This is a genomic window from Nocardia mikamii NBRC 108933, assembly GCF_001613505.1.
Classification (GTDB): Bacteria; Actinomycetota; Actinomycetes; order Mycobacteriales; family Mycobacteriaceae; genus Nocardia; species Nocardia mikamii.
Genome location: NZ_BDCM01000013.1, coordinates 68324 through 83934, shown reverse-complemented (window position 1 = coordinate 83934; position 15611 = coordinate 68324). Strand labels below are relative to the sequence as shown.

Genomic DNA, 15611 nt, shown 5'->3' with positions numbered 1-15611 from the left:
TCACCCGCCGTATGCGGCGGGTTCTCGTTCGGATCCGTCCGTGGCGAGGTCGAGGTGGCAGTCCTGTTGGTGGACGCCCGCGGCGACCGGTCGACATTCGGGCCCCGTGGCGGTGAAATACCGCAACGGGGCTTTCGTGTTGGGTATGGGGTTGCAGTTGTTGCTCGCGGTCGTTGGATGACACCGCTTGACCTAGGAGGCCCCATCAGCACTGAGACCCGCATCAACGATCGCATCCGCGTGCCCGAGGTCCGACTCATCGGACCGGGGGGTGAGCAGGTGGGGATCGTGCGTGTTGAAGATGCACTACGCGTCGCCCAAGAGGCTGACCTCGACCTCGTCGAGGTCGCACCGGACGCGCGTCCACCGGTCTGCAAGATCATGGACTACGGCAAGTTCAAGTACGAGACCGCGCAGAAGGCGCGCGAGTCCCGCAAGAACCAGCAGCAGACCGTGATCAAGGAGCAGAAGCTCCGTCCGAAGATCGATGACCACGACTACGCGACCAAGCGGGGACACGTGATGCGGTTCCTCGAGGCCGGGTCCAAGGTCAAGGTCACCATCATGTTCCGTGGCCGCGAGCAGTCGCGTCCCGAACTCGGTTTCCGGCTGCTGCAGCGGCTGGCCTCCGATGTCGCCGACCTCGGCTTCGTGGAGACCTCCGCCAAGCAGGACGGCCGGAACATGACGATGGTCCTCGCACCTCACAAGGGCGCGAAGACCCGGGTGAAGGCGCAGACCGCCGCGCAGCAGACCGCGCAGCGTGGTTCGGCGCCGGGCAGTTCCGCGCCCGCTGGGGGCGACGCTGCGGCCGGTTCGGCGCCCGCGCCGGAAGCCGAAGCGGCCAGCCCGCAGTAAACCGATACAGCACCGGCGGTATCGCACGACGCGATACCGCCGGAACGAGACAAGATTGAGGAATCCATGCCGAAGATGAAGAGCCACAGCGGCACCTCGAAGCGATTCAAGGTGTCCGGTCGCGGCAAGCTGCTGCGCCAGCAGGCGAACCGTCGCCACCTGCTCGAGCACAAGTCCAGCCGCCGGACTCGTCGTCTGGACGGCACGGAGGTCGTCGCGCCCGCTGACGTCCGTCGCGTGAAGAAGCTGCTCGGTATCTGAGCGCGCTCGCGCACCGTTCCCTCTCCCAACCTGTGGGCGCCGCCGCGCCCCTCGATCGAACAAGGACTGACCAGTGGCACGCGTCAAAAGGGCCGTCAACGCTCAGAAGAAGCGCCGTTCCGTGCTCGAGGCCTCCAAGGGCTACCGCGGGCAGCGCTCGCGGCTGTACCGCAAGGCCAAGGAACAGCAGCTGCACTCGCTCACCTACGCCTACCGGGACCGCCGGGCGCGCAAGGGTGACTTCCGCAAGCTGTGGATCGCGCGCATCAACGCCGCGGCTCGGCTCAACGACATCACCTACAACCGCTTCATCCAGGGCCTGAAGGCCGCGGGCGTCGAGGTCGACCGCAAGATCCTCGCCGAGCTCGCCGTCTCCGACGCCGAGGCGTTCGCCGGCCTGGTGGCGGTGGCCAAGGCCGCCCTGCCGGAGGATGTCAACGCCCCGGCCGCCTGAGTCGCGACCAGTTGACCAACACGTCGAAACGACCCGCGGAGCGCGGATCCGGCGACCGGACGAATCCGGAACTGTCGGAACGCAATCCGCGGGTCGTTTCCGCTGTCAAACTGCACCGCTCCGCATCGCGCCGCAAAACCGGCCTGTTCCTGGCCGAAGGCGCCAATTCCGTGGCCGCGGCCCTGGATACCGAGCGGGTCGAGGAGCTGTTCTACTCGAATCGCGCCGCCGAACGCGAACACGAACTGGTGGCCACGGCCGCCGCGCTCGGGGTCCGCACCACGCTGGTGAGCGAGCGCGCCGCCGAACACTTGGGTGAGACGGTCACCCCGCCCGGATTGGTCGCGGTCTGCCGCCTCGTCGATCGGCCACTGGCACAGGTTGTTTCGCCGCGCGGAGAGGTGCCGGGTGCGGCGGCGGCCGCGGAGTCCGGGCCTGTTTCCGGAAAGGTTGCCTCGGCTTCCCGCTTGCTCGCCGTTCCGGTCGAGATCGCCGACCCCGGAAATGCCGGAACCCTGATTCGCGTGGCAGACGCGGTCGGTGCCGATGGTGTGGTGCTGGCGGGTGATTCGGTGGATCCGCACAACGGCAAATGTGTGCGTGCCTGCGCCGGCAGCCTGTTCCACGTGCCGATCGCGCGCGACCGCGATATCGATGCCGTACTGAACGCGCTGCGCGACAACGACATCACCGTACTCGCGACGACCGCGCGGGGTGAGGTCGATCTCGACGACGCCGACGACCTGCTGCGTACCGCAGGCGAATCCGGCGGCACCGCATGGCTTTTCGGCAACGAGGCGCACGGTTTGGATCCCGCCGTCGCCGCTCGTGCCGACCATCGCATCCGCATCCCCATCCACGGCCGAGCGGAAAGCCTGAACCTGGCCGCCGCCGCCGCGATCTGCCTCTACGCCGACGCCCGGGTCCGCCACCGCTGACGGGTTCGGCGGTCACCGAGTCGCCGATCACCCGCACCGGCGCGGAACCGTTCCACCGGCTCCGCACGTCGTGCCTCGAATATGGCTGTGGGCGCCGGATTGTCGAATCCGGCGCCCACAGCGGGGGCGATCAGTCGCGCGGGTGCGCCAACTCGATCACGTGGTCGTCACCGGTGCCCGCGGCCAGGGTCAGCGTGGAGGTGGTCGCCGGATAACCGGCCGCCACGACCGTGTAGTCGCCGACCGCCAGGTTGGCGAACAGGTAGCTGCCGTCCGCGTCGGTGGTGGTGCTGTCGATCACCGCACCCCCCGCATCGACGAGGGTCACCCGGGCATCGCGCAGCGGACCGTGGGCGCCGTGCACGACACCTCGTAGCTGGGCGCCCCGCGAGAGCACCACGTCGAGCTGGGTGATGCCCTGGCCCGCGACTTCCGCCGGCAACGCGACCGGCTGGAACGTGGCGGCGTTGACCGCGACGGTCACCGGTCCGGGAACCAGTTCGGTCAGCGCGTAGTCGCCCTCGGGGCCGGACGCGCCCGCGGCCAGGACGTCGCCGCGGCTGTCGGTGACGATCACCAGCGCATCGGGCACCGGTGTGCCGTCGTCGGCCGCTCGCACGGTGCCGGCCAATCCGCTCATACCGCTCAGGCGCACATCGTGTTCGAGCGGTCGCGCACCCACGGTGATCGGCGTGGCCTGTGGCTGGAATCCGTCGGCCGAGGCGATCAGCACATAGGAACCGGGCTCCGGTGCGTCGAGCGTGTAGTGCCCGTCGCCGCGGGCGATGGCACGGCCGATCTGACGGCCGGTGGGGGAGATCAGGGTGAGCGCGGTGCGCGTCACCGGTGAGCCGTCCCCGGCCTGGACGCGGCCGTGGATCGTGATTCCGGTGCTCACGAACTCCTCCGGCACCAGGCCCGAGGCATCCTCGGCCATGATCTGGGCCGAGAGCACCGGTTCCGGTCCGGATTCGGCGGCCTGAGCCAGCGCGCCGGTGGTCCGCAGCGCGACCTCCTTGATGAACAGGGTCAGCAGGAAGGCGACCAGCGCGATGGGCGCCGCGATGAGGAACACATCGGCGATGCCGTGACCGTAGCCGTCCTCGACGACCGTGCGAACCGGGCCGGGCAGTGCGGAGATGTCCGGGATCTGGCTGCCGCCGCCCATGGCCTGCGCCGCGGCCGGATTCAGGTGGCTCAGCCCGTCGCTGATGTAGTCCTTCACCCGTTCGGCCATCACCGCGCCGAGCGCCGAGACGCCGATCGCGCCGCCGAGGCTGCGGAAGAACGTGACCAGCGAGCTGGCCGCGCCCAGTTCGTGCGGCGCCACCTGATTCTGGGTGCACAGCACCAGGTTCTGCATCGTCATACCGATGCCCAGGCCCATCATCGCCATGTAGATCGCCACCAGCCAGTAGTTGGTGTCGTAACGGATGGTGCCGAGCAGGCCCAGGCCGGCGGTCACCAGGAAGCCGCCGGTGACCAGCCACGCCTTCCACCGGCCGGTGCGGGTGATGATCTGACCCGACACCGTGGACGAGATGAACAGGCCGCCGATCATCGGGATGGTCATGATGCCCGACATCGTGGGCGATTCGCCGCGCGCCAGCTGGAAGTACTGGCTGAAGAACACGGTGCCGGCGAACATCGCGACGCCGATGAACAGCGAGGCGGCCGAGGCGAGGCTGATGGTGCGGTTGGCGAACAGGTGCATCGGAACGATCGGCTCGGCGGCCCGCAGTTCGGCGAAGACGAACAGCACGGCCAGTGCGACGGCGCCGAGCACCATGACCAGGGTCTGCCACGAGGCCCACGCGTACTTGTCGCCGGCGAAGGTGACCCACACCAGCAGCAGGCACACCGCCGCGGTGACCAGGAAGGCGCCCAGCCAGTCGACCTTCACCTCGCGCCTGGTGACGGGCAGACGCAGCGTGCGCTGCAGCACGATCAGCGCGACCACCGCGAAGGGCACACCGACGTAGAAACACCAGCGCCAGCCCAGCCAGCTGGTGTCGGTGATGACACCGCCGAGCAGCGGGCCGCCGACGGTCGCCACCGCGAACACCGCGCCCAGGTAGCCGCTGTAGCGGCCGCGTTCGCGCGGCGAGATCATCGCGGCCATCACGATCTGGGCCAGAGCGGACAGACCGCCCGCGCCGATGCCCTGCACCGCGCGGCAGGCGATCAGCATGCCCGGATTCTGTGACAGGCCCGCGACCACCGAACCGGCCACGTAGATCAGCAGGGCGATCTGGACGAGTGCCTTCTTGCTGAACAGGTCGGCGAGTTTGCCCCACAGCGGGGTGGTGGCCGTCATCGCGAGCAGGGAGGCGGTGACGACCCAGGTGTAGGCGGACTGCCCGCCGCCCAGCGTGCCGATGATCTTCGGCAGCGCATTGGTCACGATCGTGGAGGAGATGATCGCGACGAACATGCCCAGCAGCAGGCCGGAGAGGGCCTCCATGATCTGCCGGTGCGTCATCGCCGCCGTTTCACCCGTTTCTGGGGATCTGCGCGCGGCGTCGTTCGCAGAGGTGATTGCCATCGTTCTCTTTCCGGAAGCGGTCGATGCGGCGGTCGGCCGGTGGTGCCGATGTCGCCGCAGCAAGAGGTGTTCGGGGGATATCAAACAAGTTGATTAACGAAAGTAACTATAATCCTGTGAGAACGCTGCGCAAAGGCCGACAGGGCGGTGTGCTCGATCACATCGCGGAGAAGAGGACGAAACGCCTGGTCAGTCGTCCTGAAGGCAGGCGTTGATTTCCTCGGCCCAGCGGGTCGGCACCGCATCGGGTCCGATCACCTGCATCGCCGTCATCACCGTGATGAGCATGCCGGTGGCCATGAACTGCCGGGCATCGTCGGCGTCGGCGCCGGTGAGTTCGCGGACCAGGTCGTAGATGCGGCCGAAACGCTCGCGGACGTGGTCGCCGATTGCCGGATCGGCGCTGGCGGAGAAGCCGTGCAACATGATCAGCGGCAATTCGCGTTCGGCGAGAAAGACCTCGTAGCCTTTGCCGAGCGCCTTCAGCGCTTGCTGCGGGGTGGCGTGTGCGGTGGCATCGCCGCGCGCGGTGCGAAACACCTCTTCGATCCGCCCGCAGGCCTGGTTGACCGCCGCCACGAACAATCGTTCCTTGGTGCCGAACAACCGGATCACATACGGCTGCGACACTCCGGCGAGTCGCGCTATCTCATCGGTTTTCGTTGCGGCGTAACCGCTTTCGGCGAAGGCGGTGACCGCGGCGGCCAGTACCTGCTCGCTGCGCTCGGCCGCGGTCAGGCGGGTGCGGGTCGAGTCCGCCATGGTCCTCCTCGCGATTGTCCGTCGGTCACGGTAGCGCGGGGCATTCGGAAGTCGGGATCCGGCACCGTCGCCTGTTGACATGTTATCAGTGGATGCATACTCTTTTCGCATCAAGTTATCAGTCGATAACAACAAAGGATCTGCGATGACCACCACCCTCGAAACCACACCCCGCGCCGGTACGTCCGGCCCCGTCGCCCGGCCGCTCGGCGCCGTCCTGGCCGCCGTCGGCATCCCGATGTTCATGGTCACCCTGGACAACCTGGTCGTGACGAACGCGCTCCCGGTGATCCGCACGGAACTGGGCGCGTCCCTGGCCGACCTGCAATGGTTCGTCAACGCCTACACACTGTCGTTCGCGTCGCTGCTGCTCACCGCGTCGGCGCTGGGTGACCGGTTCGGCCGCCGCCGGATGTACCTGGCGGGAATCGCGCTGTTCACCGCGGCCTCGGCGGCGTGCGCGCTGGCGACCGAGCCGTGGATGCTCATCCTCGCCCGGGCGGTTCAGGGCTTCGGTGGCGCCGCGGTGATGCCGCTGTCGCTGACGCTGCTGGCGAATGCGGTGCCGGTCGCCAAGCGCAGCGCCGCGATCGGGATCTGGGGTGGAATCTCCGGGCTCGGCATCGCGGTCGGCCCGGTGGTCGGCGGCTTGGTGGTCGACGGACTGAGCTGGCAGTGGATCTTCTGGCTCAACGTGCCGATCGGCGTGCTGGCACTGCCGTTCGTGGCGCGGGTGCTGGGCGAATCATTCGGCGGCGGAAAGCGATTGGATCCGCTGGGGCTGGTGCTCTCGGCCGGTGGCGTGCTCTCGATCGTCTGGGGCGTGGTGCACGGCGCCGACGACGGCTGGACCTCGGCACCCGTTCTCGCCACGCTGGTCGCAGGTGGGTTGTCCCTGATCGCGTTCGTCGGATGGGAACTGCGCTCACCGGCGCCGATGCTGCCGATGCGGCTGTTCCGCTCCCGGGCGTTCGCGGTGATGAACGTGTCGGCGTTCGCGTTCGCGGTCGGTGTCTTCGGATCGATCTTCCTGCTCGCGCAGTTCTTCCAGGTCGTCCAGGGGTACTCACCGCTGGCGGCGGGGGTGCGGACGTTGCCGTGGACCATGGCGCCGATGGTGGTCGCGCCGCTGGCCGGTCTGGTGGTCGACCGGATCGGTGCGCGCACCCTCATCGTGGCCGGGCAGGTGTTCCAGGCGGCCGCGCTGGCCTGGATCGGAGCGCTCGTCACCGCCGACATGTCCCGTGCGGCGTTCATCGGGCCGTTCCTGCTCGCGGGTATCGGCATGGGCCTGACCTTCGCTCCCGGTTCGACCGTGGTGATGGCGAGTGCCCCGCCGGCCGATCAGGGCGTCGCGTCGGGGACCAACAACACCATCCGCGAGGTCGGTGTGGCGATGGGTGTCGCGATACTGGCGTCGATCTTCGCCTCCTACGGTTCGTACCTCAGCCCGGCCGATTTCGTCGCCGGCATGGCGCCGGCGGTGCGGGTGGGCGCGGTGATCGTGGCACTCGGTGCGGGTGCGACCGCGTTGCTACCGCGGCGGATCACCCCGGTCGGGTAAGGCAGGCCCGGGAGAGACAGGCGTACCGCTCGGATGTCCGGGCGGTGCGCCTGTCGTATCGGTCCGGTATTGCCGGAAATATCCGTGTGAGGCGGCCTGCCGACATCGCCTACGATTCGACCAGCGACAATAGTTGGCATCGCGGAGTCGTGTATCGCATGTGCCGATGCCGATGCGCGTGAGCAGGTAACCGCACGGACCCGACCAGCCCAGGGGAGAGACGAACCATCGTGGCCGACGAGAAGGATGCAGCCGAGCAGTCAGCGACGCCGGCGGAGGCGCTCAGCGAAGAGGCTCTCTCCGCTGCGGCCGCCGCCGCGGAGAAGGCGTTCGCGGCCGCGGCCGACCTGGATGCGCTCGCCACCGCCAAGACCGAGCATATGGGCGGCAAATCGCCGATCGCGCTGGCTCAGCGGGCGCTGGGCGGGCTGCCCAAACAGGACAAGGCCGATGCCGGTAAGCGCGTGAACGTGGCCCGTGGCCGCGTGACGGACGCCTTCGAGGCTCGCCGCGCCCAGCTGCTCGCCGAACGTGACGCCGCCGTCCTGGTCGCCGAGTCGATCGACGTCACGCTGCCGGCCCGGCGCGGTCCGATCGGCGCGCGTCATCCCATCACGGTGATCTCCGAGCAGATCGAGGACGTCTTCGTCGCCATGGGCTGGGAGGTCGCCGAGGGTCCCGAGGTGGAGACCGAGCACTTCAACTTCGACGCGCTGAACTTCCTGCCCGACCACCCGGCCCGCACCATGCAGGACACCTTCCATGTGGCGCGGTATACATCGGCGTCCGAGGCTGGGCCTGCGGGGGCACGCTCGGCTACCGCCTCCGGCCCTGACGCCTCGGACGTGGAAGGCTCGAGGCAGGTCCTGCGCACCCACACCTCACCGGTCCAGGTGCGTTCCATGCTGTCGCGCGAGCTGCCGATCTACGTCGTGTGCCCGGGCCGGACCTTCCGCACCGACGAACTCGACGCCACCCACACCCCGGTCTTCTCCCAGGTCGAGGGTCTGGCCGTGGACAAGGGCCTGACCATGGCGCATCTGCGCGGCACGCTGGACGCGTTCGCGCGAGCGCTGTTCGGACCCGATACGCGAACCCGCATGCGCCCCAACTACTTCCCGTTCACCGAGCCCTCCGCCGAGGTCGACGTGTGGTTCCCGGACAAGAAGGGCGGCGCCGGCTGGGTCGAATGGGGCGGCTGCGGCATGGTCAACCCGAAGGTGCTGATCGCCAGCGGGATCGATCCCGAGGTCTACAGCGGATTCGCCTTCGGCATGGGACTCGAGCGCACCCTGCAGTTCCGCAACGGCATTCCGGATATGCGCGACATCGTCGAGGGCGATGTGCGCTTCACGCTGCCGTTCGGCATCCGCGCCTGATCCGGGCCTCCCACACCCACCACCCGAGAACCTTCATACGAGGAAGCGAAACGTCACGTGCGAGTAGCGCAGTCCTGGCTGACGGAAACCCTGCAGCGGACCACCCCCGGCTGGTCGCTGACCCCCGAGGAGCTCGACGCCGGTTTCGTCCGCGTGGGCCTCGAGGTCGAGGAACTCGACACCCTGCGGCCGGTCACCGGCGATATCGAACACCCGCTGGTGGTCGGCCGGGTCGCCGAGATTACCGAGCTGACCGAGTTCAAGAAGCCGATCCGGTTCTGCAAGGTCGATATCGGTAAGCCGGAGCTGCAGGAGATCGTCTGCGGTGCACGCAATTTCGCGGTCGGCGACCTCGTGGTGGTGGTGCTGCCGGGTGGTGTGCTGCCGGGCGGATTCGCCATCAGCTCGCGCAAGACCTACGGCCACGTCTCCAACGGCATGATCTGCTCGGTCGCCGAACTCGGCATCGGCAAGGATCATTCCGGCATTCTCGTGCTGGAGCCGGGCACCGCCGAACCGGGCGCCGACGCCAACGAACTGCTGGGCCTCGACGACACGGTGATCGAGCTCAACATCACCCCGGACCGCGGCTACTGCCTCTCGGTCCGCGGCCTGGCCCGCGAACTCGCCTGCGGTTTCGACCTCGACTACGCCGATCCCGCGGTGCGCACGCTGCCCGACGACGAGGCCGACGCGTATGCGGTGACGGTCGAACCGGAATCCGGCTGCACCCGGTTCGCGGTGCGCAGGGTCACCGGCGTCGACCCGAACGCGGTGAGCCCGTGGTGGTTGCAGCGCCGGCTGCTGCTGGCCGGGGTTCGCCCGATCTCGCCCGCGGTCGATGTCACCAACTACGTGATGCTCGAACTGGGCCAGCCGCTGCACGCCTTCGACGCCGCGAAAGTGACCGGGCCGCTGGTGATCCGGCGCGCGCACACCGGCGAGACGCTGCGCACCCTCGACGAGGTCGAGCGCACGCTCCACGCCGAAGACGTTGTGATCACCGATGATTCGGGTGTGATCTCGCTGGCCGGCATCATGGGCGGCGCGAGCACCGAGGTCGGCGACCACACCACCGATATCCTGCTGGAGGCCGCGACCTGGAATCCGCTGGCGGTCTACCGCACCGCGCGCCGGCACAAGCTGGTCTCGGAGGCGGGTAAACGCTACGAGCGCGTCGTCGATCCGGAGATCAACGTCGCCGCGTTGGATCGGGCCGCCTCTCTGCTGGCCGAAATCGCCGGTGGCACAGTCGAATCCGCTCTGACCGACGTGCGGCTCCCGGTGCCCGCCACCGAGCCGATCCGGATGGATATCGATCTGGCCGACCGCACCGCGGGCGTCGTCTATCCCACCGGCACCTCGGCGCGCCGGCTCGCGCAGATCGGCTGCTCCGTCGAGGTGAGCGTCAGCGAGACCGGCCACGGTCAGCTGGTCGTGACGCCGCCGAGCTGGCGGCCCGATCTCGTCCAGCCCGCCGATCTGGTGGAGGAGGTGCTGCGACTCGAGGGGCTCGAGAAGATTCCGTCGGTGCTGCCGACCGCTCCGGCCGGGCGCGGTCTCACCGCCGTGCAGCGCCGCCGCCGCGCCGTCAGCCGTGCGCTCGCCTTCTCCGGCTGTGTGGAGGTCCCGGCACCGATCTTCATGACCGCCGGGGTGTTCGACACCTGGGGGCTGGACGCCGACGATCCGCGCCGCGACACCATGCGCGTGCTGAACCCGCTCGATGTGGAGAAGGCGGAACTGGCGACCACGCTGTTGCCCGCCCTGCTCGAGGTGGCCGCGCGCAACATCTCCCGTGGCGAGCGCGATCTGTCGATCTACGGCATCGCGCAGGTCGTCCTGCCCGGACCGGACACCCACGGGGTGGCCGAACTGCCGGTCGACCGCCGCCCCACCGACGAGCAGGTTCGTGAGCTGATCGAATCGCTGCCCGCCCAGCCGGTCCACATCGCCGCCGTCCTGACCGGCCGGCGCGAACCGCGTGGCCCGTGGGGCCCCGGCCGGGTCGCCGAGGCGGCCGACGCGTTCGCCCTCGCCGATGCCGTCGCCGATGCCGCCGGCGTCACCATCGAGCGCCGAGCCGCCGCCTATCTGCCGTTCCATCCGGGCCGCTGTGCGGAACTGCTGGTCGACGGCACGGTGGTGGGCCATGCCGGCGAACTGCATCCCGCCGTCCTCGAGCGCAGCGGGCTGCCGCCGCGCACCTGCGCGCTGGAACTGGATCTGGACGCGCTGCCGCTGCGCGAATCCCGGCCCGCACCGGTCGTTTCCGCCTTCCCCGCGGTCCTGCAGGACGTGTCGGTGAGTGTGGAGAAGACCGTGGGCGCGGCTCAGGTCGAATCGGCGCTGCGCACCGGTGCGGGCGACCTGCTCGAGGACATCACCCTGTTCGACGTCTACGAGGGCGCCCAGGCCGGTGAGGGCCGCAAATCCCTGACCTACGCCCTGCGCTTCCGTGCCGGCGACCGCACCCTCACCGAGGACGAGGCCAGCGCCGCCCGCGATTCCGCGGTCGCGGCGGCGGCCGACGCGGTCGGGGCCGTGCTGCGCGGGTAGTACCGGCAGCCGGCTCGCGCACCGGCCCTCGCGCAGGTAGGAAGGGACTATGCGACATCCGGCCGAGGGCGTGCTCAACGCGCTGACGTTCCATCCCGAACGTCGGATCACCATGACGCCCGAACAGTTCGGATTCGAGCACGACGATCTGTGGCTCACCGCGGACGACGGGGCCCGGATCAACGCGTGGTTCGTGCGCGCCGAGAAGCCGATCGCGCATGTGCTCTACGCCCACGGCAACGGCGGCAATATCGGCGACCGCTCGCCGATCCTGGCATTGCTGGCCGCCGCGGGCCTGAACGTGCTGACCTTCGACTATCGCGGTTACGGTCGCAGTCCGGGCCGGCCGAGCGAACGCGGGCTGTATCTGGATGCCCGGGCCGCCCGCCGGGCGCTGCTGGAGCAGTCCGGGGTGGATCCGAAAAGGGTTGTCTACCTCGGCAAGTCGCTCGGCGGCGCGGTCGTCACGGAGTTGGCGACCGAGTATCCGCCCGCGGCGATGGTTCTGATGTCCACCTTCACCGGTCTGCGCGAGGCGGCCCGCGCGGTCTACCCGTTCATTCCGAAACCTCTGGTGCCGAACGCCTTTCCGACGTTGCAGCGGCTCCGCGAGCTGCGGGTGCCCACGTTCGTCATGCACGGTGAGGCCGACGAACTGCTTCCGGTCGAGATGGGCCGCACCTTGTACGCGGCGCTGGCCGAGCCGAAGCGGCTGCTCATCTACCCGAACGCCGGGCACAACACCCTGGTCTCGATTCCCGGGTGGTCGGGAACCGTCTCGGCGTGGGTTCGCGACGTGCTCGCGGGCGTGGAATCGGTGACCGGCGAGTGAAATCGGCCGGACCGCGGTCGCGATGCGTAGCCTGGGTGCATGTCCGACACCGGTGATATGGCGGCCCTGCTCGCCGCGCTGCAGGATGAGGATCTGCTCGGGGTCGTGGTCACCGCGACCACGGGCCGGCCGGGTCTGGAGAAGTTGCATCTGGCCGCGGTCGAACTGGCGGCCCGTCCCGCTCGTGCCGAGCCCGAGGCTGATGTGACTTCGGACACTCCCGGTGCCGCCGCCGCCGTGCCGCCGCCGATCTCGGGCGGGTTCGGGCAGGTCGCGGTGGGCTCTGGCGTGCCGCTGCCGCCGGAAGGCTTCGGTGTACCCGGCGGATACTCCGAATCCGGAGTCCCTACTTTCGAGTCAGTTCGCGATAAGGTCGAGCAGCGCTACGGCACCGCCCAGGGGTTGGGCGAACTCGACCGGCAGACACCGGCGGGCCGCAGCGCCGACGAACAATGGCAGGCGCGGGAGAAAGCCGCGCGGGAACGCCTGGACGAGATCCGGAAGTCGATGCGCGACGACGTGTGATTCCGGCTGGTCCGGCGGTCCGGACAGCTGAAGGGGAACCGATGACCGCAGCACAGGACGTCGCCGCGAAACTGCTCGACGCGCAGGTGGACTATCTGCTGGCGGAGGTGACAGGAGATCGGTTCGCCGAGGTCGTCGCCCGTGATGTCGACGATGTGCTGGCGGTCGCCGACACGATCGTCTTCCGCGATGTGGTTTCCGTCGAAGACGCTCGGCAGACCGTGCGCACCGTCGTGAACCGCATCGGCGGCAGCCCGGTGCTACAGGATTCGGTGGCGGTGTTCGCCGACGCGATCTACGACAATATCGCCGAGAACAACGACTACGCTCTCGGCGACGTCGTGGACCGCGAACCCGTGGAAGCGTTGCTGGAGAAGATCTTCGGCATGCACCAGGCCCAGGAGCGCCTGCTGGAGCGGCTGACCGAAAGCCCCTTGGTGGCGACGGCGGCGTCCAAATTCGTCGACAAGCTGATCGATGATTTCATGGAGTCGAACCGGCAGATGGCCAGCAAGGTTCCGGGCGTCGGATCGCTGGTGTCGTTCGGTACCAACGCGGCCAAGTCCGCGCGCAAGGCCGCCGAGAAGGCCAGCAGCGGCACCTTCATCGGGGATATGGCCGGTAAGGGTGCGATGTTCGCACTCAAGCGCACCAACAACGCGATCCGGGAAATGCTGCGCGACGCACCGGTGCACGGTGCGGCGATGGAGTTCTGGGATCTGCACGCCGGTGAGCCGGTCAGCGGCCTGCGCGACTACCTGACCCAGGCCGACCTGCGCGAACTCGCCCTGCTGGTGCACCGCATCGTCGTCACCACCCGCGACAAGGAGTACGTGGGTGTGCTTCTCGATGAATGCGTCGACGTGTTCTTCACCAAGTACGGCGACCACACCCTCGGCGCGCTGCTGCCCGAACTCGGCCTGTCCGCCGACGACATCCGCACCGAGATTCTGCGTTACGGCCCCGCGGTGCTCGAGGCGGCGAAGCGAAACGGCGTGCTGGCCAAGCTGATTCGCGAGCGCCTCGAGCCGTTCTACACCTCCGAGCCGGTGCTGGCGATCCTGGCCGAGGCCACGAAGTAACGCACGGCGTGCGCCCACTGCGGCAGCGGTCCGGCCCAGGTCGACCACCACCCGGGCCGGATCGTGTTTCGCTCGCTGATCAGCCGTTGACCTCGGCGTACATGCCGGGCTCGTACGAGCCGCCCTGCTGGCGCACGATCACGCCCAGCCGGTTGGCCGCGTTGATCTGCGCGACCAGGCCGACCAGTGCGGCGATCTGGTCGTCGTCGTAATGCTTGCGCACCTGCGCCCAGGTCTCGTCCGAGACTCCCTGGTGGGCGTCGGCCAGACGGGTGCCCTCCTCGGCCAGCGCCAGCGCGGCCCGCTCGGCCTCGCTGAACACCGACGCCTCGCGCCACGCGGCGACCAGGTTGATGCGCACCGCGGGCTCGCCGGCGGCCGCGAGGTCCTTGCTGTGCACATCGGTGCACCACCCGCAGCCGTTGATCTGGCTGACGCGCAGCATCATCAGGTCCTGGGTCGCCTTGGGCAGCGTCGACTGGAGGATGACCATGCTGGTGTTGCCGAATCGCTTGGCGAACTTGGCGCCGAGTGCACTGCCGGTGAGGGTGAAACGGGGTTCCATGACGTCGTCCTTGCTGTCGTGATCGGTGAACGAACACAAGATGCCGCTCGCGCGATCGGCGTGACAGTGCGGAGAAGTGATGTGCGGCACAAGTATTCGGTGTCACAAACAGCGGCTGCCCGGCGTCGGGCTCGCCGCGATCCCGATGGACCGCGGCGAGCGTCGACCCGGCTCACCCGAAGGCGGTGCTGGATCAGGTGTCAGCGCGACATCGTCATGGGCTGTAGCAGGGGCTCGATCAGGGCCAATTGCCCCGTGAACTCAGCCGGGTCGAGGGCGGCGATGCGCAGCAGGATGTGTTCGGCGCCCGCGTCGATGTACCGATGCAGGTGCGCCGCAACGTGTTCGGCGGTGCCGGTCAGCAGGACCTGGATCGTTTCGACCGTCTCCACCGGCATCCGGTAGGTCGCCTGCGCGTAGCGGTCCAGCGCCGCCCGGCCCTCCTGTCCGTCGTCGCTGAGGTAGACGGTCGCGAAAAGTGCCGGGGTGATGGATGTTTCGGCGCGGCCGGCGGCGATCGCAGCAGACCGGACGGTGGCCAGGCCGTCGGCATAGGTGGTCACATCCGGCGGGTAGGGGAGCCAGCCGTCGTACCGCCGTCCGGTCCGGGCGAGCGCGGCGGGGGTGATACCGGTGGCCCAGATGGGCGGCCCGCCCGGCCGATGCGGCTGCGGGACGTCCGGCAACCAGTCGTAGTGGAGAACCTTGCCGTGGAACGGGTCGGTGTTCCCGGACCACAGCCGTCGCCACAGGTCTACGGTGTCGTCGAGCTGGGAGAAGCGGGTCCGGTAGTCCACGCCGACGAGGTCGAATTCGGCGCGGCTGAGGTCCGGGAAGCCCGCGCCCACGCCGAGGATCAGCCGGCCCGAGGCGAGCTGGTCCAGCGATGCGAGGGTGGCGGCGGCCTGTACCGGGTGCCGGTAGGCCGGCATCAGCGCAGCCGTCCCGAGGGTGATCCGTTCGGTTACCGCCGCCGCGGCCGCGAGGACCGTCAGGGGTTCGATCCGAGCGCGGCTCAGCGAATCGCCCAGCCACACCGAATCGAATCCCATCCCTTCGGCTGTCACCGCCAACTCGGCCAGGCTGCGGGCCGCGCCGCCGCGTTCCAACTGCGCGACGCCGCCGGGGAGGAGCAGGCCGTATCGAATGTCGTTCACGAGACCAGCGTGGGCCGAGGTGTGAGGGCCGGCAATTCCCCGCGGGGTATGGCGGGGTGCCGGTATCGCGGTCGCCGGACCCGACCGGCAACGATTCGGCGACATCGAATTGCCCCTCGTCGAATTCGAT

The 15611-nt window shown here is 68.8% G+C and carries 14 protein-coding genes; 10 read left to right on the top strand and 4 right to left on the bottom strand.

Features of this window, described 5'->3' with window-relative positions:
- Positions 1 to 177 precede the first annotated feature (177 nt).
- The 4 genes from infC (at position 178) to NMI01S_RS18450 (ending at position 2511) form a co-directional block, all read left to right on the top strand.
- Positions 178 to 858 (top strand): translation initiation factor IF-3, encoded by a 681-nt coding sequence (infC, locus tag NMI01S_RS18465; protein ID WP_036500642.1) that lies wholly within the window; start codon positions 178 to 180, stop codon positions 856 to 858.
- 66 nt (positions 859 to 924) lie between these two features.
- Positions 925 to 1119: a 50S ribosomal protein L35 gene (rpmI, locus tag NMI01S_RS18460; RefSeq protein ID WP_030518931.1), complete on the top strand. Its 195-nt coding sequence runs from the start codon at positions 925 to 927 to the stop codon at positions 1117 to 1119.
- Between the two features lie 73 nt (positions 1120 to 1192).
- The gene (rplT, locus tag NMI01S_RS18455; protein WP_025348785.1) at positions 1193 to 1573 is read left to right on the top strand and encodes a 50S ribosomal protein L20; all 381 of its coding nucleotides are present in this window, start codon (positions 1193 to 1195) and stop codon (positions 1571 to 1573) included.
- Positions 1574 to 1644: 71 nt separating this feature from the next.
- Positions 1645 to 2511: a TrmH family RNA methyltransferase gene (locus NMI01S_RS18450; protein WP_062999784.1), complete on the top strand. Its 867-nt coding sequence runs from the start codon at positions 1645 to 1647 to the stop codon at positions 2509 to 2511.
- Positions 2512 to 2641: 130 nt separating this feature from the next.
- On the opposite strand, the gene NMI01S_RS18445 is transcribed toward NMI01S_RS18450, so the two are convergent.
- Positions 2642 to 5056, bottom strand: a complete 2415-nt coding sequence (locus NMI01S_RS18445; protein ID WP_245716925.1) for an MFS transporter — start codon at positions 5054 to 5056, stop codon at positions 2642 to 2644.
- A gap of 189 nt (positions 5057 to 5245) precedes the next feature.
- Positions 5246 to 5818 (bottom strand): TetR/AcrR family transcriptional regulator, encoded by a 573-nt coding sequence (locus NMI01S_RS18440; RefSeq protein ID WP_062998905.1) that lies wholly within the window; start codon positions 5816 to 5818, stop codon positions 5246 to 5248.
- Between the two features lie 145 nt (positions 5819 to 5963).
- Between NMI01S_RS18440 and NMI01S_RS18435 the strand changes: the two genes are divergently transcribed.
- The 6 genes from NMI01S_RS18435 to NMI01S_RS18410 all read left to right on the top strand — a co-directional run bounded on the left by NMI01S_RS18435 (position 5964) and on the right by NMI01S_RS18410 (position 13759).
- Entirely contained in the window at positions 5964 to 7382 is a 1419-nt protein-coding gene (locus NMI01S_RS18435; RefSeq protein WP_062998903.1) for a DHA2 family efflux MFS transporter permease subunit, read from the top strand.
- 230 nt (positions 7383 to 7612) lie between these two features.
- Positions 7613 to 8761: a phenylalanine--tRNA ligase subunit alpha gene (gene pheS, locus NMI01S_RS18430; protein WP_062998901.1), complete on the top strand. Its 1149-nt coding sequence runs from the start codon at positions 7613 to 7615 to the stop codon at positions 8759 to 8761.
- 57 nt (positions 8762 to 8818) lie between these two features.
- On the top strand, positions 8819 to 11320 hold the full coding sequence (pheT, locus tag NMI01S_RS18425) for a phenylalanine--tRNA ligase subunit beta (RefSeq protein WP_062998899.1): 2502 nt from the start codon (positions 8819 to 8821) through the stop codon (positions 11318 to 11320).
- Between the two features lie 49 nt (positions 11321 to 11369).
- Positions 11370 to 12152, top strand: a complete 783-nt coding sequence (locus NMI01S_RS18420; protein ID WP_062998897.1) for an alpha/beta hydrolase — start codon at positions 11370 to 11372, stop codon at positions 12150 to 12152.
- Between the two features lie 39 nt (positions 12153 to 12191).
- Positions 12192 to 12677 carry a hypothetical protein gene (locus tag NMI01S_RS18415; RefSeq protein WP_062998895.1) on the top strand — a complete coding sequence of 162 codons (486 nt, stop codon included), beginning with the start codon at positions 12192 to 12194 and terminating at the stop codon, positions 12675 to 12677.
- Positions 12678 to 12718: 41 nt separating this feature from the next.
- Complete coding sequence (locus NMI01S_RS18410; RefSeq protein WP_062998893.1) at positions 12719 to 13759, top strand: hypothetical protein; 1041 nt, start codon at positions 12719 to 12721, stop codon at positions 13757 to 13759.
- A gap of 79 nt (positions 13760 to 13838) precedes the next feature.
- Here NMI01S_RS18410 and NMI01S_RS18405 read toward each other — a convergent pair whose 3' ends face one another.
- Positions 13839 to 14324, bottom strand: coding sequence for a carboxymuconolactone decarboxylase family protein (locus tag NMI01S_RS18405; protein ID WP_062999782.1), 486 nt, complete (start codon positions 14322 to 14324; stop codon positions 13839 to 13841).
- 200 nt (positions 14325 to 14524) lie between these two features.
- Positions 14525 to 15481, bottom strand: coding sequence for an LLM class flavin-dependent oxidoreductase (locus NMI01S_RS18400; protein ID WP_218021060.1), 957 nt, complete (start codon positions 15479 to 15481; stop codon positions 14525 to 14527).
- Positions 15482 to 15611 lie beyond the last annotated feature (130 nt).

Coding starts and splice junctions, on each gene's coding strand:
- infC (WP_036500642.1), top strand. CDS start 178: ATGACACCGCTTGACCTAGGAGGCCCCATCAGCACTGAGACCCGCATC.
- rpmI (WP_030518931.1), top strand. CDS start 925: ATGCCGAAGATGAAGAGCCACAGCGGCACCTCGAAGCGATTCAAGGTG.
- NMI01S_RS18445 (WP_245716925.1), bottom strand. CDS start 5,056: ATGGCAATCACCTCTGCGAACGACGCCGCGCGCAGATCCCCAGAAACG.
- NMI01S_RS18440 (WP_062998905.1), bottom strand. CDS start 5,818: ATGGCGGACTCGACCCGCACCCGCCTGACCGCGGCCGAGCGCAGCGAG.
- NMI01S_RS18435 (WP_062998903.1), top strand. CDS start 5,964: ATGACCACCACCCTCGAAACCACACCCCGCGCCGGTACGTCCGGCCCC.
- NMI01S_RS18420 (WP_062998897.1), top strand. CDS start 11,370: ATGCGACATCCGGCCGAGGGCGTGCTCAACGCGCTGACGTTCCATCCC.
- NMI01S_RS18415 (WP_062998895.1), top strand. CDS start 12,192: ATGTCCGACACCGGTGATATGGCGGCCCTGCTCGCCGCGCTGCAGGAT.
- NMI01S_RS18410 (WP_062998893.1), top strand. CDS start 12,719: ATGACCGCAGCACAGGACGTCGCCGCGAAACTGCTCGACGCGCAGGTG.
- NMI01S_RS18405 (WP_062999782.1), bottom strand. CDS start 14,324: ATGGAACCCCGTTTCACCCTCACCGGCAGTGCACTCGGCGCCAAGTTC.